General features: G+C 68.6%; 18 protein-coding genes. 9 read left to right on the plus strand and 9 right to left on the minus strand.

Annotation, left to right across the window (positions count from 1 at the left end; all coding sequences use genetic code 11):
• Positions 1–24 precede the first annotated feature (24 nt).
• Complete coding sequence (locus G4X40_RS08810) at positions 25–1,038, minus strand: GAF domain-containing protein (RefSeq protein ID WP_277831795.1); 1,014 nt, start codon at positions 1,036–1,038, stop codon at positions 25–27.
• A gap of 166 nt (positions 1,039–1,204) precedes the next feature.
• Between G4X40_RS08810 and G4X40_RS08815 the strand changes: the two genes are divergently transcribed.
• On the plus strand, positions 1,205–2,269 hold the full coding sequence (locus G4X40_RS08815; protein ID WP_277831796.1) for an NAD(P)H-dependent amine dehydrogenase family protein: 1,065 nt from the start codon (positions 1,205–1,207) through the stop codon (positions 2,267–2,269).
• Positions 2,270–2,285: 16 nt separating this feature from the next.
• Positions 2,286–3,050, plus strand: a complete 765-nt coding sequence (locus G4X40_RS08820; RefSeq protein ID WP_277831797.1) for a PIG-L deacetylase family protein — start codon at positions 2,286–2,288, stop codon at positions 3,048–3,050.
• Between the two features lie 51 nt (positions 3,051–3,101).
• Here the strand turns inward: G4X40_RS08820 and G4X40_RS08825 are convergent, their stop codons facing one another.
• Entirely contained in the window at positions 3,102–4,754 is a 1,653-nt protein-coding gene (locus tag G4X40_RS08825) for an APC family permease (RefSeq protein WP_277831798.1), read from the minus strand.
• Positions 4,755–4,878: 124 nt separating this feature from the next.
• Here G4X40_RS08825 and G4X40_RS08830 point away from each other — a divergent pair, with 124 nt between their 5' ends.
• A complete protein-coding gene (locus tag G4X40_RS08830; protein ID WP_277831799.1) occupies positions 4,879–5,970 on the plus strand; it encodes a hypothetical protein in 1,092 nt (363 codons plus the stop codon).
• Position 5,971: 1 nt separating this feature from the next.
• Complete coding sequence (locus tag G4X40_RS08835) at positions 5,972–6,277, plus strand: DUF2218 domain-containing protein (RefSeq protein WP_277831801.1); 306 nt, start codon at positions 5,972–5,974, stop codon at positions 6,275–6,277.
• 16 nt (positions 6,278–6,293) lie between these two features.
• Here G4X40_RS08835 and G4X40_RS08840 read toward each other — a convergent pair whose 3' ends face one another.
• Positions 6,294–6,704 (minus strand): DUF3761 domain-containing protein, encoded by a 411-nt coding sequence (locus G4X40_RS08840; RefSeq protein WP_277831803.1) that lies wholly within the window; start codon positions 6,702–6,704, stop codon positions 6,294–6,296.
• Positions 6,705–6,904: 200 nt separating this feature from the next.
• On the opposite strand from G4X40_RS08840, the gene G4X40_RS08845 reads away from it, so the two are divergent.
• The gene (locus G4X40_RS08845) at positions 6,905–8,578 is read left to right on the plus strand and encodes an oleate hydratase (protein ID WP_277831805.1); all 1,674 of its coding nucleotides are present in this window, start codon (positions 6,905–6,907) and stop codon (positions 8,576–8,578) included.
• A gap of 31 nt (positions 8,579–8,609) precedes the next feature.
• On the opposite strand, the gene G4X40_RS08850 is transcribed toward G4X40_RS08845, so the two are convergent.
• From G4X40_RS08850 to G4X40_RS08875, 6 genes are read right to left on the minus strand one after another with little or no spacing between them, the layout of a single operon-like run.
• Positions 8,610–9,497, minus strand: a complete 888-nt coding sequence (locus G4X40_RS08850; RefSeq protein WP_277831806.1) for a glycoside hydrolase family protein — start codon at positions 9,495–9,497, stop codon at positions 8,610–8,612.
• Between the two features lie 10 nt (positions 9,498–9,507).
• Positions 9,508–11,331 carry a hypothetical protein gene (locus G4X40_RS08855; protein ID WP_277831807.1) on the minus strand — a complete coding sequence of 608 codons (1,824 nt, stop codon included), beginning with the start codon at positions 11,329–11,331 and terminating at the stop codon, positions 9,508–9,510.
• Between the two features lie 4 nt (positions 11,332–11,335).
• Positions 11,336–12,418 (minus strand): glycoside hydrolase family 172 protein, encoded by a 1,083-nt coding sequence (locus G4X40_RS08860; RefSeq protein WP_277831809.1) that lies wholly within the window; start codon positions 12,416–12,418, stop codon positions 11,336–11,338.
• The gene (locus G4X40_RS08865; RefSeq protein WP_277831811.1) at positions 12,415–13,800 is read right to left on the minus strand and encodes a sugar porter family MFS transporter; all 1,386 of its coding nucleotides are present in this window, start codon (positions 13,798–13,800) and stop codon (positions 12,415–12,417) included. The genes G4X40_RS08860 and G4X40_RS08865 overlap by 4 nt, the downstream gene beginning before the upstream one ends.
• A complete protein-coding gene (locus G4X40_RS08870) occupies positions 13,797–15,287 on the minus strand; it encodes an FGGY-family carbohydrate kinase (protein WP_277831812.1) in 1,491 nt (496 codons plus the stop codon). Before G4X40_RS08870 ends, G4X40_RS08865 begins: the two co-directional genes overlap by 4 nt.
• A 12-nt stretch (positions 15,288–15,299) precedes the next feature.
• Positions 15,300–16,736, minus strand: coding sequence for an L-fucose/L-arabinose isomerase family protein (locus tag G4X40_RS08875; RefSeq protein WP_277831814.1), 1,437 nt, complete (start codon positions 16,734–16,736; stop codon positions 15,300–15,302).
• 340 nt (positions 16,737–17,076) lie between these two features.
• Here G4X40_RS08875 and G4X40_RS08880 point away from each other — a divergent pair, with 340 nt between their 5' ends.
• The 4 genes from G4X40_RS08880 (at position 17,077) to G4X40_RS08895 (ending at position 21,792) form a co-directional block, all read left to right on the plus strand.
• The gene (locus G4X40_RS08880; RefSeq protein WP_408642156.1) at positions 17,077–18,216 is read left to right on the plus strand and encodes a DUF4185 domain-containing protein; all 1,140 of its coding nucleotides are present in this window, start codon (positions 17,077–17,079) and stop codon (positions 18,214–18,216) included.
• Between the two features lie 23 nt (positions 18,217–18,239).
• The gene (locus G4X40_RS08885) at positions 18,240–18,851 is read left to right on the plus strand and encodes a class I SAM-dependent methyltransferase (RefSeq protein WP_277831818.1); all 612 of its coding nucleotides are present in this window, start codon (positions 18,240–18,242) and stop codon (positions 18,849–18,851) included.
• A gap of 283 nt (positions 18,852–19,134) precedes the next feature.
• Complete coding sequence (locus tag G4X40_RS08890) at positions 19,135–20,970, plus strand: acyl-CoA dehydrogenase (RefSeq protein WP_277831820.1); 1,836 nt, start codon at positions 19,135–19,137, stop codon at positions 20,968–20,970.
• A gap of 126 nt (positions 20,971–21,096) precedes the next feature.
• Positions 21,097–21,792: a P-loop NTPase family protein gene (locus G4X40_RS08895; protein ID WP_277831822.1), complete on the plus strand. Its 696-nt coding sequence runs from the start codon at positions 21,097–21,099 to the stop codon at positions 21,790–21,792.
• The last annotated feature ends 3 nt before the right edge of the window (positions 21,793–21,795 follow it).

Raw genomic sequence — 21,795 nt, forward strand, 5'->3', positions numbered from 1 at the left:
AGTCACCGCCGGGTCCCGAGCAGCTCAGTCCAGCGCCCGCATGGTCACCAGCGTCGCCATCGTGTGCGTGGTCAACGGCATCAGGCCCAGCCGCACCGCCAGCGGCTGCCAGCCGCCGTCCAGCCGTCGCACCCGGACCGAACCGGTGCTGTCGCCGTGCACCTGGATCAGCGACCGGAGCATGCGGCGGGCCGTCGGCAGGTCGTCGGGATGGATCGCCGCCTCGGGCTCGCCGTCGTTGTTCTCCCAGGCGACCCCGGGCATCGGGTCGTCGATCCACCGGATCATCCGCAGCGTGCGGGGATTGAGCACCGCGCGGAATTCACCGGGTCCGGCGGTGGCCTCCAGCACCCGGCATTCGAGGACGACGGGGACCGGCTCGGGCGGAACGTCCTCCGCAGGCCCGATGTCGTGGGTGATGCCGCGCAGCAGGTGGTGCTCGTGGCCGCCGGCCTCGGTCTCCTCCTCGAAGATGCGGCACGAGAAGTGTGCCGCCCGGCGCTGTCCGTCGTCGCGGGAGACCGTCCACACCGCCTGATGCTCGGCGCCCGGGCCGGCCGCGACGATCTTCGCCAGCGCCTCGCCGTGGTCGGAGTTCACGAGCAGCCGAGTGAATGCCCCCGCCAGCGCGGTCTCGCCGCGACGCCGTTCGGGCGCCGTCCCGTAGAGGTCGAACAGGTCGTCGGATCCGGAGGCGGTCCCCGCAGTGACGTCGAAGACCCACGCCCCCGCCGGCGGCCGCGGCGGCACCGGCTCGTCGGGCAGCCCGATCCACAGCTGCAGGCCCTGGACCTGCCCGTCGGTACCCGGCAGCGGGCGTGCGATCACCCGGTGCCCGTTATCGATGCTGTCGATCTCGCGGGGATTCTCGTCGCTGAGCATCTCGACGATGACGCGCGCCGCGATCACCATCGGGGTCGACCCGACCGTGCGCCGGAACGCCGTGAGCGATTCGAACTCCTGTGGAGCGTTGCCCCAGCCGACGATCGACGGCTCGCCGCCCAGCGTCTCGACCAGCAACCACTTCGACCCTGGCAACGCGTCCTCCCTGGCCTCCGGCGACCCGGAAAGAATAACGGAACCCGTGAGCAGCGATTCACCCACGTTCGCCCAACGGAACGCGCACGAGAACACGTTCTTGTCTTGCGATTGCCCCGTGGTTCGATGTGGAAAATCCGCAGGCCGCACGCTCACCGGGAGTCACATGACCGACCGACCGCTCCGCGTCATCCAGTGGACCACCGGCAACATCGGCCGCCGTTCGCTGCACGCCATCCTCGGCCGCGACGACATGGAGTTGGTAGGCGTCTACGCGCACGGCGCGGACAAGGTCGGCGTCGACGCCGCCGACCTGGCCGTCTTCCCGCGGACCGGCGCGATCGCACCGTCCGGCGTGCTCGCCACGAACGACATCGACGCGCTGATTGCGCTCGATCCCGACGCCTGCGTCTACAACCCGCTGTGGTCGTCGACCGACGAGCTGGTCCGGTTGCTCGAGTCGGGCATCAACGTGTGCACCTCGGCCGGCTGGATCAACGGCACCAAGCTCGACCCGGCCGAGCGAGCGCGGGTCGCCGACGCCTGCAAGCGCGGACAGTCGACGATCTTCGGCAGCGGCGCTCACCCCGGCATGACCAACACCGTCGGACTCGCGCTCAGCGCCTCTTGCGAGCGTGTCGACCACATCCGCATCACCGAATCCGTCGACTGCTCGACCTATGCGTCGGCCGACACCCAGCGGGCGATGGGCTTCGCGCAGGACCCGGACACACCGGGACTCGCGGCGAGCGTACGCCGCGAGAGCGAGGTGTTCGCAGAATCGGTCGCGATGATGGCCGACGCGCTGTGCGCCACCCTCGACCGGATCGACTTCGACGTCACCTTCACCGCGGCGACCGGTGACAGCGACCTCGGCTTCATGACCATCCCGGCCGGCACCGTCGCCGGCGTCTACGGCTATCACCGCGGGTGGGTGGGCGAGAAGAACCTGATCAGCGTCGGCTTCAACTGGACGATGGGCGGCCACGTCACCCCGCCCAAGCCGCTCAAGCACGGCCACGACATCCAGGTGTTCGGGGTGCCGAACATGCGCACCACAATCCACTGCCTGCCGCACGACGGCTGGGACGAGGACGGCTTCATGGGCCTGGGCATGATCTACACGGCGATGCCGGTGACCAATGCGGTACCGAGGGTGGTCGCCGCCGCGCCGGGTATCGCCACGCTCGCCGACCTGCCGGTCGTCACCGGCCGCGCGACGGTCCGCTGAGGGGCGGGACGCATCCGTGGCCACCGTGGTCGCCTTCCACGCCCACCCCGATGACGAGGTGATCCTGACCGGCGGCACCCTGGCACGCGCAGCGGCGGCCGGGCAGCGGGTGGTCGTCGTGGTGGCGACCGATGGCCGGGTCCACGACGACGACCCCGTAAGGCTGGACGAATTGCAGGCAAGCGCAAACCTTCTCGGGGTACATCGGGTCGCATGCCTCGGCTACGCCGACAGCGGCTACGGCCCGGTGTTCCCGCCGGACCCGCCAGGTCGTACCCGGTTCGCCCGGGCCGACGTCGAGGAGGCGGCGCAACGACTCGCCGAGATCCTTCGCGAGGAGGACGCCGAGTTACTTCTCGGCTATCAGCGCAACGGAGGCTACGGTCACCGCGATCACGTGCAGGTCCATCACGTCGGCAAACGCGCCGCCGAACTCGCCGGAACGCCACGCGTGTTGGAGGTGACGATGCCGCGCGAAGCACTGCTCCGGGCCGGCAACCTCGCCCGCCTGCTACGTCTGCCGCCACCCTACGAACCCGATGTCGTCCGGACCGCGTATGCCCCACGAGCGACCATCACCCACCGGATCGATGTCCGCCGGTTCGCGCGGCAGAAACGCGACGCACTGCTCGCCCACCGTTCACAGACCGCCGGGCTCCCGGTCTGGTCCGCCGTGCTGCGCCGGGTGCCACCTCGCGCATTCGCTCTCGTCCTGGGCCGCGAGTGGTTCGTCGACCCGCAGATCCCACCGGGCCGCGTCCGCCGCGACATCTTCGAGTGACCGACCCTCGCTGCGGAGTGGCGGGATGACCCAGGCCGCCTTCCGGCGGTGTTACGGCGACACTGCATCGTTCCCCAACGTGGCCAACAATTCCCGCTGCCCACGCAGGTATCCGGTGCCGGCCCGCACCGCCCAGAAGTACATCGTCAGCGCGCCGACCGCGACGATCACCGAGTCCCACGGTTGCGGAATGTCCGCGCGCCCACCGTAGTTGCCGAATGCGGCGACGCCGTAGACGAACACGATGTACACGACGAGCCACGCCCCACCGGCCAGGTCACCGGAGTTCCGGTCGCCGCGCGCGAAGCTGACCACGAACCATGCCAGTCCGATCGCCAGCGGGATCGTCGTCTTCCACAGCGTGCCCCAGTCCTGCCAGAAGATCACCAGCGAGGAGACGGCGAAGGCCGCGGGCGCGATCACCCGCATCCCCGGCAGCCGGGACCGCGCGTTGCCGAGTCCGACGTTGCGGAACACCATCAGCGACACCGAACCGATCGAGAATGTCAGCGCGACCAGCGCACTGAGCACCTCGACGATGCTGTGCCAGCTGGGCAGCGCCACCAGGAACAGCACGCCGACGGCGAAGTTGAGCAGCATGGCGATGCCCGGAACCCCGGTGCGCTCGCTGACCCGCATGACCAGCGAGGGGAAGAATCCGTTTTTCGCCAGCCCGAACACGTTGCGCGCGTTCGCCGCCGTGTAGACGATGCCCGATCCCGACGGCGAGATCGACGAGTCGGCGATCAGCAGCCAGGACAGCCAGGTGAAGCCGAGCATGGTCGCGATGTCGGCGAACGGCGAGTTCAGGTTGACCCCGTGCCAGCCGGCGGCCTTGGCGAGTTCGGTGCCGGGCAGCGCGCCGAGGTAGCCGAGTTGCAGCCCCAGATACAGCAGAATGCTGAACACGATCGTGAAGATGATGGCCCGGGGGATGTCACGCCGGGCGTTGCGCGCCTCGCCGGACAGTTCCACGATGTTGCGGAACCCCGTGTAGGCGTAGATGAGGCCGCCGGACGCGATCGCACCGAGCGAGGCGGTGATCCCGTAGGGCGCGAAACCGTATCGGCCGATGTTCTCCGGCAGCCCGCCCGCGCTGCTGTTCGCGCCGAATCCGCTGGCCAGCAACAGGATCACCGTGATGATCGGGATGCACACCTTGACCGCGGTGACGATGTTGTTAGATCGGGCGAACCACTTGACGCCGTAGTAGTTCAACGCGACGAACACCGCCATCAGCACGACCGCGACCACCCTGCCCAGCACGGTGAGGTCACTGGTGTGCGCGTCGTAGACGCCCGGCCACCAGCTCGACGCGTACTGCACGACCGCCGACGCCTCGCTCGGCGGATTCGCCACATACGACAACCACATCGCCCAGCCGATGATGCTCGCAGCGAGCCGGCCGTTGCTGTACAGCGGGTAGCGGACCAGTCCCCCGGACTCCGGCCGGACTATGCCCAGTTCCGCGAAGACCAGCGCGATCATCAGCATGAGCGCGCCGGCGATGACCCACGAGATCAGCGCCGCCGGACCGGCCGATTGCGCGGCGTACATGGTCGAGAACAGCCAGCCCGAGCCGATGACGCTGCCGACCCCGGCCGCGACCAGCGACCAGAACCCGAGTTCCTTGCGCAGCTTGTGGTCCTCGGCCTGTGCTGCGGCCATCGTCGACGAGACATCACCTGCGGGTGGGGCGTTCACCCCTGCCACGGTAGGGCGGGGCACGGGGCCCGCGGACGCGAATCGCCGGACCGCCCGCACGGCTTGCCCACCTGTCGATCTATTGAAATCGTTGCCGGACAGCCTCACCCCCGATGGGAGCCCGATGACCGATCTCGACCCGCCCGCAGTGCCGCGGCCCGCCCTCGCCCAGATCGGAGCCGCCTGGAGGCAATGCCGCACCACGGTCGTCGCGGCGTTGTCTGCGATCGGCGTGTTGGTCGCGGTCGCCGTGGTCGCCGGGATCTTTGCCCGACGGTCCGGCGCCCGGACCGACTTCGGCGGCATGTGTTCGCGCTGGTACGACGGCCGCGGCGGCTGCCGCCCGGAGACCGCGCTGACACTCACCGGCATCCTCGCACTGGTGTTGCCGGTGCTGCTCGGCGCCGTCGTGGGCGTGACCACCTTCTCCCGGCGGCGGGTCGACCACTCCTCGACACCGAGCTTCCGAGCCTGGTACCTCGCTCGGGTGCTGACGGTGTTCGTGCCGATCTCGCTCGCGATGACCGCGCTCGGCCTGGCGCTGGGCTGGGCGCGGCCCGACTCGACCAGACCGATCCGTGACTACGACGCACCGCGCCTGGAGTATCCGCAGTTCGAGATCTCCGGCCTCGTGACCGGCGGGTACACCTTCCTCGCACTGATGGTCGGCTCCACCCTCGCCCTGTTGCTGCGCCGCACCGTTCTCCCGATTATGTTGACGCTCATCGTGATGCCGATCGTGCTGATCGCGCTGCCGCTGGCGATCCGCCCCCACTACGCACCCGCACTGACCGAACGGCAGGCGCTGAACGCCGCCGACCGCTACGAGTGGTCCGGGTGGGGCGACCAGCTCGACCATGACGGCGGGTGGGTCATCGGCGGCGGCTACGCCGACGCGCAGGGCCGGACGGTCGATGTCCGGTACAGCGCCTGTTCAGGGATGCTCGCGTCCACCGACTCCCGGCACCGGGCGCAGGCCTTCGACGACTGTCTGCGGGCACAGGGCGCCGACCACTACGAGGTCCGCTATCACCGCGACAGTCGCTACTGGCGGTTCCAGCTCACCGAGACCGCGTTGGTGCTGACGCTGGCCGGGCTGCTGACGGTGCCGGCGCTGTGGGCCGCCCGGCGGGTCCGAGCCGCATCCGATCTACAGCGCACCCACAGCCGGTCGAGTGATGATGATTCCGAACCCAAGAAGCGGCATCAGGAGTGACATGACCGACGACAGCGTGACCACCGCCATCGTGCGCACCGACCGACCCGGACGCTATGGCAAGCAACTCGTCTCGCATCTCGGCCGCAGACACGGCGGCGAATGGTCACCCGAATCCGGGACCGGCTGGATCGACCTGGACACCGGCCGGGCCACGGTGACTGCCGCCGAGGGCGCGCTGCACCTGCGCATCGACAGCGACGACATCGACGAACTGGCCCGACTCGAGGACGTCATCGCGCGCCATCTGGTCCGATTCGGCGAGCGAGACGAGCTGACCGTGACGTGGGAGCGGTCCGCCGGCTGAGTTCGGTCCGCCGGGGTCAGATCGACTGTAAGGCAGCCGAACCCAGGAACAGCAGCGGCATTGCAAGTGGAAGGATGGCCGAGCTACCGACCACAGCACTGCCGACCAACGCTGTACCCACGAGCTCCGACGACCCGGCAGTCGGGTCACCGGACATCCACGACGCGACACCATCGTGGCCAGAGCACGTTCCCGAGCGGGACCGGCTGTGGGAGTACGTACCGTCATTGCACCGTGCCGTCGCACCACCGGAATCGCCATCCGGACTGTGCACGCAATCGCCGTAGGTGTTGGCGTACGAGTCCACGCCGCACGACGCCTGCGTCACGATCGGCGCCGCCTGAGCCGACTGGGTGGCAACGCCACCGGCCAACAGTGCGAGTCCGGTGGTGGCGCTGGCGATCAAAGATCTCGTACGAATGGACACGCATTCTCCTTGTGGCGCCGCAGGTCAACAGTCAATATTGATACCAAACGTCCGATAGGCACTTGTGGCGGGTAGGCGCATCGGCCACCGAGCGAAACCTCCGGCGGCCTCATATGCTCGAAGGAGCTTCACAGGTTCGAGACCCCCGGCCACCCACTGCGGTGCCCGTATGTACATCGACACGGACTGGAGTTCTGGACATGAGTCACAAGGCCTACATGATCGGCGCCGGCATCGGTAATCTCGCGTCGGCGATCTACCTGATCCGCGACGGCAAATGGGCCGGCGATGACATCACCATCATGGGCCTGGACATGCACGGCGCGAACGACGGCGAGTCCGCGGCGACCTTCCAGAACCAGTACGGCTACACCGAACTGAGCAACGACCGCGGCTTCCTCAACCGCGGCGGCCGCATGCTCAACGAGGAGACCTACGAGAACATCTGGGACGTCCTGGGCTCCGTTCCTTCACTGGACAATCCGGACAAGTCGGTCACTCAGGAGATCCTCGACTTCGACCACGCGCACCCCACCCACGACATCGCCCGGCTGATCGACTCGACAGGCGGGATCCGCGACAAGGGCGACGAGCTCGACTACAAGCACATGCAGTTCGACAACAAGGACCGCTACCTGCTCACGAAGCTGATGACGCTGCCCGAGTCCAAGGAGCGCGAACTCGACGACATCAGCATCGAGCAGTGGTTCGAGGACAGCCCGCACATGTTCACCACCAACTTCTGGTACATGTGGCAGACCACGTTCGCGTTCAAGCCGAGCCTGTCGGCCATGGAACTGCGCCGCTACATGAACCGGATGATCCTGGAGTTCAGCCGGATCAACACCCTCGCCGGTGTCACCCGGTCGCCGTACAACCAGTACGAGTCCATCATCATGCCGATGCGCAACCACCTGACAGCCCAGGGCGTGAAGTTCGTCAACGAACTCAAGGTCACCGAGTTCGAGTTCAAGGACACCGCCATGCGCGACGAGATCGTCGTCACCGGGCTCAAGTACGAGAACGTCCGCACCGGCGAGACCGGGAGCATCGAGGTCGACGAGGACGACCTCGTCTTCGACACCAACGGCAGCATCACCGACAGCTCGTCGATCGGTGACCTGGACACCGCGATCGTCGAGGACATGCGCTATGCCCCCAGCGCGCTGCTGTGGAAGCAGGCGACCGAGCACTTCTACGACCTGGGGCACCCGGACAAGTTCTTCGGCGACCGCGCCCAGAGCGAGTGGATGAGCTTCACAGTCACCAACAACACCCACGACCTGATCAACGAGATCTCGCGGATCACCAAGCAGGAACCCGGGAACGCGCTCAACACGATCATCGACTCCGACGCGATGCTCTCGCTGGTCGTCCACCACCAGCCGCACTATCACGCGCAGAAGGAGAACGAGGCCGTCTTCTGGGGCTACTTCCTGTTCCCGCGCAAGAACGGCGACTTCGTCGACAAGCAGGTCATGGAGATGACCGGTCGCGACATGCTGATCGAGACACTCGGCCACCTCGAGCGCCTCGACACCACCGGCGCGCTGGCCGCCAAACGCGACCAGATCTTGTCCACGGTGGTGAACGTGCTTCCCGCCTACATGCCTTATGCCAGCTCGCTTTTCAACCGTCGCGCGGTCGGCGACCGGCCACTGGTGGTGCCGAAGCACTCGAAGAACCTGGCGTTCATCAGCCAGTTCGCCGAGATCCCCTTCGACATGGTGTTCACCGAGCAGTATTCGGTGCGGTGCGCCCAGATCGCCGTGTACCACTTCCTCGGCATCGACGACGACAAACTCACCAAGATGCACCACTACGAGAAGGACCCGAAGGTGCTAGCCAAGGCCGCCGTCACGATGTTCCGCTGAGGCGGCAGTACCCCACCCACGCGACTGCGCGTCACACGGACAGCCCGGCCGACCAGTTCAGCCGGGCCAGGTGCACCCCGCCCTGCGCCCACCCCGCGTGGGTGATCCACGACTTACCCTCGGCGTGCACCACTTCCGCGGCATGCGCCGGTACCCGGGAGACGATGTCGGCGGGGGTGAACCGGTAGGCGCTGTCGCTTCGGTAGACGGCGGTGCACGTGTATCCGTCCTCGGCGTCCGCGTACGCCCCGCACGGACCGACGAACAGGTAGAAGTGGCGGCCGTGCCGGACCACGAACGGCGACTCCGTGTCGCCGCCGACGGTCCCGGCCCGGCTGCTGCGAAAGGCGATGCGCCGGCCGCTCCAGTGCTCGAGGTCGACGCTGGTGCGGTACGCCACGACGTGATGTCCACCGGCGGGGTCCTCGGTGGCGCAGTAATACAGCACCCACCGGTCGTCGACCCACAGCAGCATCGGGTCGCGCGCCTCGTAGCCGTCGCGGAACAGCGGACCGTCCCCGCGGCGCGTCCACTCGACCAGATCCGTCGAGTACGCCAGGTTGATTGCGGCACTGTCGGGTTCGTACCCGCCGCCCGCATACACCATCAGGTACACGCCCTCGTGCGCGATCACGTGCGGCGCCCACAGGTGCGTCTCGCCGTAGTCGGGGTCGGCGGTCAGGCACGGCGGTCGCCGGGTCCACGGGCCGTGCAGTTCGGGGGCGGTGGCGTGCGCGAACACCCGCTCGTCCTCGGGGGCGGCCGGTTCCCGGTGGGTGATCCCGAACAGGTGCCAGGATCCCGAGTAGTCGCGGATCAGGCTGTGGTCGTTGATGTACCACGCGTCAGGGAGGCCTTCACCCGGGTCGTAGATGCGGGTGAACGGACCGGCCAGCGGCACCGACTCGGCTCGTCTCATGCTCCCCTCCTCACTGCGTCCGCACTCCGTCGTGGTGGACCGCCAGCGCGGCGATCGAGGTGAAGTGCCCGCTTCCGCCGGGCGTCCCGTGGATTCTGATGCCGTCGCCGACGGTCGTCGAGAAGGTCCAGGTGTAGGTGACCCGCTTACCCACGCGCACATAGGGGTACCGCGGTTCGACACGCGTCCCGGACACCGTCTGCCACCGCCCCGACCGACGCACCTGCACCGTCAGGTCCGCGGCGAACCAGCCTCCGTCGTCGAACATGTCTCCGGTCGTGTACACCAGTCGGTCCAGTCGATACTCGCGGTCCCAGGTGTAGCCCCAGAAGTCGACGGTCTTGGGCGAGTTGTCGAAACTGTCCTCGCTCCGATCCGTCCTCCCCGCGGAGTACCAGTCGCCGTGGCCGTAGTGCGCGCTCTTCTGCACGGGCACAGTTCCCGGCACCCGCGCCAGATCCGCTTGCGAGTCCGACGGATTCGTCGCCTCGGTCTCGGCGCTCTGCGCGACGCGCAGTCGGCGCAGCGAGTACGAGTAGTTCGGCGCCCCGCACCCGTCGCCGACGAACCAGTTGGACTGCACCCACATCTCGGTGCCGTCATCGCCGATGAACTTCGACGGGATGGTGCACCCGTAGCCGCCGTTCTTCGGCCCGGGACAGTGCAGGTCGAGGGCCTGGTTCAGGGTCTGAGGGATGGGGTGGCCGAACGGCGACGGGATCAGTTCGGTGAGCAGCGGCCGGCCGTACCAGGGGTAGCCGCCGGCGTCGTGGGTCAGGAACAGTCGCCACGGGCCCCACGGGGTCGGCGCCTCGTAGAACTGGAAGGTGTATTCGGTCCAGGACGTGTACAGGTAGCGGCGTAGCGGCGCGTTGTAGACGACGCCGCCCTGCGAGAGCACGCTCAGCTTCTTCGGCCCGTTGTCGTGCAGCAGCCTCGGATAGACGATCCGGCCGTCGGTGAGCACCGCCACCCGGTCGGACAGCTCCGCGCTCCACCGCGGCGCACCCGACTGGTCCAGCCCGGCGAAGAACTGCCAGGTCTCGCGCTGCTGGACCGTCGACCGCGGCACGCGCGCCAGGTACAGGCAGGTGGGGTCCGGCACGGTGTCGCTGTAGGAGCCGCGCCAATTGCCGTCCAGCCCATAGGCGTACAGATACCCGGAGCCCTCCGGGCCGAGCACCCGCGCATGCTGCTGACTCTTGCCGAAATCGAGGAACATGATCGTGGTGAACACGTGGTCGTCGAACATCGGGGTGTCCGGGATGCGCCAGTGCCGCCCGTGGTCGTCGGACCGGCAGATCGCGGCGTTCGGGGCGTCGTTGAAGGCCTCCTCCGCCGGGGTGAACCGCAGGTCCTGCACCGCCAGGTACAGCTCGTCGCGGCCGTCGCCGTCGCCGTCGACCGCGGCGATGCCGGTGGGTTTGCGGTTGTACTCGGCGGGGTCGGCATAGATCTGCGCGACCGCGTCACTGTCGGCCAACCGGGTGCCGCGCAGGCCCTGCTCCGGGGTTCCGGCGATCCGGTTGACCACCAGGTCCGCGGGGCGCATCAGCCCGAAGCCCATGCCGTCACCGTTGGCCGCGTATATCTGGTCGTCGTCGGCCCAGCACGACGGCCACAGGTCGCCGGTGCTCAGCGCCCAGCAACCGGCCGCGTACTCGACGGCGGCGGTCGCGAAGAAGGCGCTGTCCGGTTCGAGGAACCACCGCTCGTGTTCCCGTGGATCCGTCGCCGCCCGAGCGATTCCCGGTCGTCCCACCAGTGCCAGCCCGGCCCCGGACAGGGCCGCGAGCCGACCGAACATCCGGCGACTCATGCGGCCCTGTGCCATGCGCTCACCCCCGCGGTAGCCGCGCGTCGACCGGGTCGAGCGTGAACGGTGCGTGCGGCTCCTGCTGATACCAGTACGCCACCGACGAGTAGTCGTCGCTGCGTTTGTTCGCGTGGCCGTGTTCGATGCTCACGCGGATCGACCGCTCGAAGGTGATCGGGTCCTCGATGTGGAAGCGGTACAGGCCGATCTGCCCGCTCCAGTTGTCGCCGCCGGGCAGCGTGATCCCGTGATACGGCGCGTGATAGCTCTGGGTCGGGCACCAGGCGGTGTTGAAGTAGTCCTCGGTGCCGGTGCCGTGCAGCGTCGGCGGCCAGTCGTCGGAGTCGATGAAGATCATGTCGTCGCCCTCGCCGTACCAGTTCCACTGGTCGGTCTCGCGCAGGTTGCGGATGCTCAGCACGCAGCCGACGTAGTGGCCGCGCCCGGTGGCCTCGAGGATCGTATAGTTGTCCCTGCCGTCGAGATTCGTTCCGGTGAGCAGGTATTCGTCATTCATCTCACCGTCCTGGTCCGCCCCGGCGCACGGGTTGTTGCGCCGCCACTGCGCGTGGAACCGGCCCAATCCGTCCTCGAGCGCGTCGAAGGACTCGTAGTCGACGTAGTAGTACACGTACACCTGCTCGTCGGTCAGCTCGCTGGCGATCTCCAGCCGGGCGCCGTCGCCGAACGGCATGTGGAAGAAGCAGTTGAATCCCTTGCCGTCCTCGGGGCTCATCTGCAGCGGCGCCGACACGAAGTTGGTGGTCCGTCCGTGGCCGACGCCGAAGAAGTCGCCGAGCGGCACCGCGATGCTCGGCTGTTCCTCGCCGTCCCAGTAGGCGCGCAGCACCAGCCGTCGCAGGTGGTCGGGCTCGCGCATCCACGGGTCGCGGTTCATCCGTTCGTTCGCGACCGTCACCCAGAGGTGGTTGATCGCGCCGGCGCCCGCGATGTCGGCGAGCACCACGGCCCTGCCCGGCGCGAGCGTGACCCGGTCGTCGTTGCCGCCGGTGCGGTCCCAACTCGACGCGCGGTGCCGGCGGCTGTCGCGCAGACGTGGCAGGTCGCGCAGGCTGGACCCGTGCGGTCCGTAACGGCTCGTCATCTGTTCCTCCTCAATCGGCCACGACCACTGTGGAACTCGTGTTCGAGGGATTCGAGACTGCGCCCCTTGGTCTCCGGCACCACCCACCAGACGATCGGGAAGATCACCACCCCGGCCGCCGCGTAGGCGAAGAAGACCGGCCCCGCCCCGACCAGGTCGGTGAACACCGGAAACGTCAGCGAGACGGAGAAGTCGGTCAGCCAGGTGAACACGATGACGACGGCCATCGCCGTGCCGCGGATCGCCAGCGGGAAGATCTCGGCCAGCACCACCCACAGCACCGGCCCCCAGGTGGCCGAGAAGGTGTTGGTGAACAGCACGAACGCGGCGATCGCGATGACCAGCAGCGCCACCGAGCCGGTCGGCAGGCCGCACGCCGCCGCGCCCAGCGCACACAGTGCGACCGACATGCCGATCAGTCCGGCCAGCAGGACCGGCTTGCGACCGCGCCGGTCGACGACCCTCGAGCGCAGCACCACCACGATGGTGACCACGTTGAGCAGGCCGTTGAGGAAGCCGAACAGCAGCGCGGTCCGGTCGGACAGGCCGAAGTCGGTCAGCACGGTCGGCGCGTAGTAGACGACCGCGTTGATGCCGGTGATCTGCTGGAAGATCGCCAGCAGCGTGCCCAGCATGACCAGCCGGCGGACCCACGGGTCGGACAACCGCACCCGCACGGGGCCGGTCGGCTGCTCGCGCTCGAAGGCCTCGATCTCGGCGAACTCCGCGCCGGCCTCGTCGGGTCGCAGCCGTTCGAGCACGGCCCGGCCCTCTGCCCGGTGACCGCGCCGGATCAGCGAGCGCGGGGTGTCCGGCGCGCCGATCAACCCGACGATCAGCGCGACCGCCGGCGCGACCGCGATCAACAGCATCGCGCGCCAGGCGCCGGTGAACGCCAACCCGAAGCCGATCGCTCCGGCCAGCGCGGTGCCGACGATGATCGTGCACTGGTTCAACGAGGTGATCACGCCGCGGTCGCGGGCCGGGGCCATCTCCGCGAGGTAGATCGGTGCGAGCACCGATGCGATGCCGATCGCGATGCCGAGCACGAAGCGGAAGCCGACCAGCACCTCGACGGTCGACGCGAGGCCCGCACCCAGCGCGCCGGCGGCGAAGACCGCCCCGGCGACCATCAGGATCCGCTTGCGCCCCAAGCGGTCTGCGGCGGGCCCGCCGGCCAGGGAACCGGCCATCGCGCCGACCACGGTGGCGCTGACGACCATGCCCTTCTGCAGCGGCGTCAGCGGCAGGTCGCGCGGGATGAACAAGATGGCCGCGGCGATGATCCCGTTGTCGTAGCCGAAGAGCACGCCGGCCAGTGCACCGAGGCCGTAGACCCGGCGGGCCGTCGCGCCGGTGGGCGACAGGCGCAGCGCGGTCATCGGGCACCCCGCAACTGCGCCGCGGCGAGGCGGTGCGCGATATCGGCCGTGGCACTGTAGAACTCGCGATAGTCTGCATAGCGCGCGTCGTAGAGGCCGCGGGTCGAGTGGTCGGGTGCGACGACGGAGGCGGTCGGGTTCCACCGGTCGATGTCAGGTTCGCGCCCGGTCGCCATGGCCCCCAGCAGCGCGTCGCCCAGGCACGCGCCGACGGTCTGGGCCGGCAGTCGCTGCGACAGTCCGGTCACGTCCGAGACGATCTGCGGCCACAGTCCGCCGGTGGTGCCGCCGCCGACGGCGGTCAGCGCCCGGTCCGCGCCGCCGGTGGCCTCGCTCATCGCATCGAGGTTGTGCCGGACCCCGAATGCGGTGGCCTCCAAGGCAGCCCGATAGAGGTCGCCGCGGTGGTGAGCGAGCGTCAGGCCGAGCACCGCTCCCCTGGCCCACGGGTCGAACAGCGGCGTCCGCTCGCCCGCGAAATACGGCAGCATCAGCAGGCCGTGCGCGCCCGGCGGCGACTGCGCCGCCTCCACCGTGAGGTCGGCGACCGCCGCCCCGGTCAGCGCGGCGAGCCACTCGGTGAGCGAGCCGGAGGTCGCCATGCCCGCGGCCAGCGTGTGACTGCCCGGCCACAGCCCGGCCGTGCTCCACAGTCCCCGGTGGCGCGCGGCCCGTGCGGTCGCCTCGACGAGGAACATCGTGGTGCCGTACATGACCATCACCTCGCCGGGGCGGCGCACTCCGACGCTCGCTGCCTCCGCCCACGCGTCGACCGTCCCGGCCGTCACCGGAATACCCTGCGGCAGGCCTGTTTCCGTCGCCGCCTGCTCGGTCACCGAGCCGACGACCTCCGACGCCCAGCGCAACGCGGGCAGGGACAGTCCGGGCGCGATCGACTCGGCCCATCGCGTGTTCCAGCACTGCCCGTCCAGGCCGTAGAGCGGTGTCCACTGGCTGGCGGTGTGGTGGTCGAGCACGTACTCGCCGGTGAGCCGGTACACGAGGTAGCTCGCCGCGGAGAACACCATCGCCGTCCGCCGGTACACCTCGGGTTCGTCGTTGCGCAGCCACAGCAGCTTCGGGCCCACCGCCTGGCCGGTCAGCATCGATCCCGCGCGCGCGAGGATGCGCTCCGTGCCCAGTTCGGCCTCGAGCGCGGCGATCTCCGCGGTCGCGCGGGTGTCGATGCCGTACAGGATCGCCGGGCGCAACGCACGACCGTCTGCGTCGACCGGCAGCAGGCACGGCCCCAGGCCGCTGACCGCGACCGCCGCGGGCCGGCCGGGTGTGGCCGCTACCAGTTCGGCGCTCAGTTCACGGAAGTCGTGCCACCACACCGTTTCCGCGTCCTGCTCGAACCAGCCGGGCCGCGGCGACGACGTGCCGTGACCGCGTCGGGAGCTCGCGAGGATCGTCCCCGACCGGTCGACCACGACACCCTTTGACGCCGAGGTGCCGATGTCGATGCCCAGCCACAGATCGTCCATGCCGGGCCCCGGTCAGCGGCCCGCGCCGGGGCTGGGCGGCTCGCCCAGATCTTCCACCTCGATGTCCAGCAGCTCCGCGGCCGCACGCAGGGTGGCGCGCCGGTCGCCGGGCACCGCGTGGACGTGGTTGGCGCCGAAGCGGGCGAGGAACCGGTCGGCCGGGGCGTCCCAGCGTGCGAAGGCGTGCGGCCACTCCGGTGTGGACTGCCGGGCCAGTTCGGCGTTCGTCTCGTCGTCGTAGCGTTCGAAATCGCCGCGGGTCAGCTGGAGCCGGTAGGTGCCGCTCAGTCGGGTCAGTCGCGCGAACGTCATCTCGCCGGGCGCGGCGAAATGCTGGATCGAGGCGCCACCGGCCGGGAAGAAGAACACCTCGGGGTGCAGGTGGACCAGTCTCAGGTTCTCGGCCGGGTCGTCGCTGCGCGCGGCGAACCAGGTGGCGTGCTGGCCGGAGTTGCACAGATCCCAGATGCCACGGTCGGCGTGGAAGTGGCGGACATCGGCGAAGAGCGCCGGCACACCGCCGCCGACCGACTGCAGGATCTGCATGGTCAGCGCGCCGTCCATGTCCGCCTCGGTCGCACACACCACCGGCGCCTTCGGACCCTCGAAATCGTAGGGATCGTTGAGCAGCGCCTCGGTGACGTCCATCGTCGCGAAGTTGTCGGTCAGCTCCGGCTGCCCCTTGATACCGCAGAAATCCAGTCCGCGTTCGGTGATCAGTTCCCGCATCGCGACATACGAGCGGATCTGCCGCTCGAGCAGGTCCGGGGTCAGCGCGCAGCCGTCGTAGTGGACGCCGGCGGCGAGGCGCTCGAACCATTCCCGGCCGGCGCGCGCCTGGGCGCCCGGCACCCGCTCGGAGCGCAGCACCAGCTCCCACTGGTCGATCTCCTCGACGTCGATGCCGAACCGCCGCTGCCACTGATCGGTGTTGGCGACGGTGGTGTTCATGCCCATCGGGCGGCCGCCGATGCGCCCGAACGTCTGCCCGCGCAGCGACCCCACCGTCCGCGCCGCTGTCGCATACCGGCCGATCGTCGCGACGAGCACGTCGTCGACCGCGCCCCAGGCCCGCCAGTGGCGTCGCCCGATCTGATCCAGCGCCCCGCCGGCCGCGAGCATGCCCACCATGCCGGGCTGGACCGGGTCGATGCTGCCGAACAGCAGCATCGGGCCGCCGATCGCCTCGGCCGTCATCATCGTGAACTGAGGAAACGCCCATACCGCGTAGTGCAACACGGTCAGGTCGGGATGCGCGTCGGCGAGCTCACGACCGTGCCGGACGGCCTCGCGGTTGCTCGTGATCGCCGACGGCGCGGTGAGGACCTCGTGCCCCGCGCCGCGCAGCGCCTCGACCAGACGGCATTCGGCATCCGCGATGAACTCCTCGGTCTGCCGGTGCACGAAGTCGCGACCGTCCGAGATGCTCAATACACCGATCCGCGCCATACCCCCGCCCCTCCTACGTGTGGGCAGCCGGTCCCCTCGACGGTATGAGCCAGTTCAGAGCAGTGTCAAGGAGTTTCGGGGCGTGACGCCGCCGGTGTCGGGGGTCCGGCGGCGCCACACCTCATTCCTACCCAGCCACGGCCGACAGCGTGCGCGAACAGGCACGAATCGGGGGAAACATATGGGGATGACGGACCGTCAGGGGGCTGTGACCGCGATGAGCGTTCGCTGTGAGCTGGCATTCGACGCGAACCGAATGTGACACAGGTCGCGGCTTTGTTACCATCTTGGGCGATCTTGAATCTGGCGATTCAACGGAATTCGTATGTCTGATCGACAGATGGGTGAACCGGTGAAACGAGTTGGAAGCGTTCTGCTCTCGGCGGTGGCTGCCGCGACGATCACCGTAGTCGGTATGGGCGCCACCACCGCGTCGGCAGATCCCTACGGGATCAACCCGATCCCGATCATCAACGGGATGCCGCTGGGGCTGCCCCAGTTCACCGCGCCGTCGGACGCCCAGGTCATCTCGTATTTCACCGGACTGGAGAGCCCGAACAACACCACCCAGCGGTTCAACGTGCTGGGGACCGACCTCGGGATCATGTGGGACAACGGCGCCGGGCAGGTGCTCACGGCGTTCGGCGACACGTTCGGTTTCGGCCTGGACGGCATGCTGCACGACGGCATCGGCGACTGGCGGTCGAACGTGTTGTTCCGCAGCAACGACCACAACCTCGCGGCCGGCATGACCATCGCCTCCTCGCCCGAGGACCGGCCCGGTCACTCCAAGGAACTGATCCACAGTCGCAAGATCCCGGGCATCGAGAACACCGTCGTCCCCACCGCGGGCGTCGCGGTGAACGGCGTGCAGTACATGCGGATGATGTCGGTGCGGTTGTGGGGCGCGCCCGGCGAATGGCAGACCAACCGGTCGATGCTCGCCTACTCCACCGACAACGGCGAGAACTGGCAACTCGACGGCCGCCTCGACCGGCCCAACTCGGGCCCGTTCGCGAACTTCCAGATGAGTTCGTTCGTGAAGGACGGCGGCTACGTCTACGAGTTCGGCACCCCCGAGGGGCGCCAGGGCGACGCCCGTCTGGCCCGGGTGCCCGAGGCTCAGATCCGCGACATGGGCGCCTACGAGTACTGGGACGGGCACAACTGGATCAAGGGCAAGCCCGAGGTCGCCGCGGTCGTCATCCCCGGGCCGGTCAGCGAGATGTCGGTGCAGTACAACAGCTACCTCGGCCAGTACCTGGCGATGTACACGCAGAACGCGTCGCTGGTGCTGCGCCAGTCGCCGTCGCTCACGGGTCCGTGGAGCCCGCCGCGGGTGCTGGTGCCGGCCAATGCCATGCCGGGCCTGTACGGCGGATTCATGCACCCGTGGTCGTCCGGGCCCAACCTGTACTTCCTGGCCACCGACTTCCCGCGGTACAACGTCATGCTGATGCACACGACGCTGCGTAAGTAACCTTCCGCGATACCCTCGCGGGTATGGATGCGAGCGCATGGGACGAGCGGTACCGGCAGTCCGACCTGGTGTGGGGCGCGCCGCCGAACCCCGTGGTCGTCGAATATGTGACGTCGCTCCCCCACGGCAGTGCGGTCGACGTCGGCTGCGGTGAGGGCCGCAACGCGATCTGGCTCGCCACCCGTGGCTGGGAGACCACCGGCATCGACTTCTCCCAGGTCGCGCTCGACAAGGCCGCGCAGATCGTCGCCGACCATCCGCGGCCGGTGCGCGAGCGGTTGCACTGGGTGTGCGACGACCTGCTCGCCGCCGACCTGGGCACCGGCCGCGACCTGATCCTCATCGTGTTCATCCACCTGCCGGCCGAACAGCGCAGGACCCTGCTGGACCGGGCGGTCGCCGCGCTACGGCCGGGAGGCACCCTGCTGATGCTGGGCCACCATTCGCGCAACCTGCACGAGGGGGTCGGCGGGCCGCCCGACGCGCAGATCCTGTTCACCCCGCAAGACGTGGTCGCGGACCTGGGCGGGGCCGACGACTCCGTGGCGATGGAGATCGTCGTCGCGAAGGATCATCTGCGCGAGACCGAGGCCGGCACCGCCATCGACGCGCTGGTTGTCGCCCGGCGCCGCTGATCCGCACACCGTGTGGTCATCTGCACACCGTTCAGCCCTGCGCACCGCCTGCACCTGCGCGGATGACCGCAACGCGCACGGATCCGGCCCCGGTAACCGCCGACACCCCCGGGCGCGAACTGTGAGCGGACATACACCATCCGGCAGATCTGAGCAATTCCTCATGTTTGCAACCTGCCAGGTTCCGCGCAATACTCGTGCAAGTTACCCGCCAGTAGCCTTACGATTGCTATGTCACCCGGGTAGAACCAGCCGAAGCGGCTAGTCACGAGAGAGTGAAGACATGGGCCATTACAAGAGCAACGTCCGGGACCTTGAGTTCAACCTCTTCGAGGTGCTCGGTCTGGAGAAGCCTCTGAGCGAGGGCGCCTGGGGCGACCTCGACGCCGACACCGTCAAGAGCATGCTCAGCGAGGTTGCCCGGCTGGCCGAGGGACCGCTGGGCGAGTCGTACGCCGACGCCGACCGCAACCCGCCGGTCTTCGATCCGGAGACCCACGAGGCGACGATCCCCGAGTCGTTCAAGAAGTCCTTCAAGTCGATGTGGGACGCCGAGTGGTACCGCATGGGCCTGAGCGAGGAGATCGGCGGCGTCCCGGTCCCGCGCACCGTGGTCTGGTCGATCGCCGAGATGCTGCTGGGCGCGCAGCCCGCCGCCTTCATGTACCAGGCCGGCCCGTCGTTCGCCGACGTGTTCTTCAAGAACGGCACCGACGAGCAGAAGCAGTGGGCCGCCACCTGCGTCGAGCGCGGTTGGGGCGCAACGATGGTGCTCACCGAGCCCGACGCGGGTTCGGACGTGGGCGCGGGCCGTACCAAGGCGATCAAGCAGGACGACGGCACCTGGCACATCGAGGGCGTCAAGCGGTTCATCACCTCCGCCACCTCGGATGACCTGTTCGAGAACATCTTCCACCTGGTGCTGGCCCGCCCCGAGGGCGCCGGACCGGGCACCAAGGGACTGTCGCTGTTCTTCGTGCCGAAGTTCCACTTCGACTTCGAGAAGAACGAGATGGGCGAGCGCAACGGGGTGTTCGTCACCAACGTCGAGCACAAGATGGGCCTGAAGGCCTCGTGCACCTGTGAACTCACCTTCGGCGGCCACGGCACCCCCGCGGTCGGCTACCTGGTCGGCGAGGTCCACAACGGCATCGCGCAGATGTTCGACGTCATCGAGCACGCCCGGATGATGGTGGGCACCAAGGCCATCTCGACGCTGTCGACCGGCTACCTGAACGCGCTCGAGTACGCCAAGACCCGCGTGCAGGGCTCCGACCTGACGCAGATGACCGACAAGTCCGCCCCGCGCGTGACGATCACCCACCACCCGGACGTTCGCCGGTCGCTGATGACCCAGAAGGCGTACGCCGAGGGCCTGCGCGCGATCTACCTGTACACCGCCGCGCACCAGGACGACGTCGTCGCGCTGCAGGTCTCCGGCGCCGACAAGGAGATGGCGTTCCGCGTCAACGACCTGCTGCTGCCGATCGTCAAGGGTGTCGGCTCCGAGCAGGCGTACGCGAAGCTGACCGAGTCGCTGCAGTGCTTCGGCGGATCCGGCTTCCTGCAGGACTACCCGATCGAGCAGTACATCCGCGACGCGAAGATCGACTCGCTCTACGAGGGCACCACCGCCATCCAGGCGCAGGACTTCTTCTTCCGCAAGATCGCCCGTGACCGCGGCGTCGCCCTGGCGCACGTGGCCGGCCAGATCAAGTCCTTCCTGGACCGCGAGGCGGGCAACGGCCGTCTCAAGGGCGAGCGCACGCTGCTGGCGACCGCGCTCGAGGACGTGCAGGGCATCGTCACCCAGCTCACCGGCTGGCTGATGGGCGCCCAGGAGAACCCGACCGAGCTGTACAAGGTCGGACTGGGTTCGGTCCGCTTCCTGATGGCCTTCGGCGACCTGCTGATCGGCTGGCAGCTGCTGACCCAGGCCGAGATCGCCCTCAAGGCGCTCGACGAGGGCCCGGCCGACAAGGACAAGGCGTTCTACGAGGGCAAGGTCGCCGTGGCGCAGTTCTTCGCCCGGAACATCCTCCCCGAGATGACCGCCACGCGGAAGATCGTCGAGAACCTCGACACCGACATCATGGAGATCGACGAAGCCGCGTTCTGACGGATCGCGCAGTGACCTGTGGCCCGGTGAGTTCACTCACCGGGCCACAGTCATCCCCGGACAGGGACGACGCCCGGCCATAGGATCGACCGAGAAGTCGGGAGCGCGGCGAGGAAAAGGGGCACAGTGTCCGAATCCGATGCGACGGAGCCGATCACACCGATCTCGGTGCACACCAGGGAACTCGGGATCGCGGGACCGGCGGGCGCCGCGTTCGGACCGCTGTTCCTGGACTTCAGTCCGGGCGTGATCAACGTGATCCAGGGGCCGGCCGGTTCGGGGCGCACCAGCCTGCTGCTCACGCTCGCCGGGCGGTTCCGGCCAGTCTCCGGTTCGCTGGACGTGCTGGGCCGGCGCACCCCCGCCTCGATCCGGCAGGTCACCGCCGTCGCCGGCTTCGAGGGCATCGACGATCTCGACGACAACGTCATCGTCCGGGATGTGATCACCGAGCAGATCGCCTGGGAGACACCCTGGTACAAGTTCGTGCGCCGCGCGGACGCGACCCGGTTCGAGGCCATGTGCCGGCCCGTCTTCGGCCCGCTGCCGCTGCCGCCGCTGCACGCCCACCTCGACGAACTGACCGAACTGGACCGGCTGCTGCTCAAGGTCAGCCTCGTGTGGTCCGGCGGACCGGCGGTGCTGTTGGTCGACGACATCGAGCAGGTCCGCGCGCACGCCGAACGCAGCGCCCTGCTGGACCGGCTCGCCGACCTCGCACTCGAGGCCACCGTCATCGTCTCGGCGATCGATCCCCTTGCGCCGCAGTCGCCTCCACACCGCTACGCCATCCTCACCGAGACCACCGAAGGCGAGGTCTAGCCG

Source organism: Speluncibacter jeojiensis, assembly GCF_029589495.1.
In the GTDB taxonomy this organism is placed as follows: domain Bacteria; phylum Actinomycetota; class Actinomycetes; order Mycobacteriales; family Mycobacteriaceae; genus Speluncibacter; species Speluncibacter jeojiensis.

Excerpts from the sequence above, each read along its gene's own strand:
- G4X40_RS08815 (WP_277831796.1), top strand. The coding sequence starts at position 1,205 with ATGACCGACCGACCGCTCCGCGTCATCCAGTGGACCACCGGCAACATC.
- G4X40_RS08830 (WP_277831799.1), top strand. The coding sequence starts at position 4,879 with ATGACCGATCTCGACCCGCCCGCAGTGCCGCGGCCCGCCCTCGCCCAG.
- G4X40_RS08835 (WP_277831801.1), top strand. The coding sequence starts at position 5,972 with ATGACCGACGACAGCGTGACCACCGCCATCGTGCGCACCGACCGACCC.
- G4X40_RS08845 (WP_277831805.1), top strand. The coding sequence starts at position 6,905 with ATGAGTCACAAGGCCTACATGATCGGCGCCGGCATCGGTAATCTCGCG.
- G4X40_RS08850 (WP_277831806.1), bottom strand. The coding sequence starts at position 9,497 with ATGAGACGAGCCGAGTCGGTGCCGCTGGCCGGTCCGTTCACCCGCATC.
- G4X40_RS08855 (WP_277831807.1), bottom strand. The coding sequence starts at position 11,331 with ATGGCACAGGGCCGCATGAGTCGCCGGATGTTCGGTCGGCTCGCGGCC.
- G4X40_RS08860 (WP_277831809.1), bottom strand. The coding sequence starts at position 12,418 with ATGACGAGCCGTTACGGACCGCACGGGTCCAGCCTGCGCGACCTGCCA.
- G4X40_RS08865 (WP_277831811.1), bottom strand. The coding sequence starts at position 13,800 with ATGACCGCGCTGCGCCTGTCGCCCACCGGCGCGACGGCCCGCCGGGTC.
- G4X40_RS08870 (WP_277831812.1), bottom strand. The coding sequence starts at position 15,287 with ATGGACGATCTGTGGCTGGGCATCGACATCGGCACCTCGGCGTCAAAG.
- G4X40_RS08875 (WP_277831814.1), bottom strand. The coding sequence starts at position 16,736 with ATGGCGCGGATCGGTGTATTGAGCATCTCGGACGGTCGCGACTTCGTG.
- G4X40_RS08880 (WP_408642156.1), top strand. The coding sequence starts at position 17,077 with ATGGGTGAACCGGTGAAACGAGTTGGAAGCGTTCTGCTCTCGGCGGTG.
- G4X40_RS08885 (WP_277831818.1), top strand. The coding sequence starts at position 18,240 with ATGGATGCGAGCGCATGGGACGAGCGGTACCGGCAGTCCGACCTGGTG.
- G4X40_RS08890 (WP_277831820.1), top strand. The coding sequence starts at position 19,135 with ATGGGCCATTACAAGAGCAACGTCCGGGACCTTGAGTTCAACCTCTTC.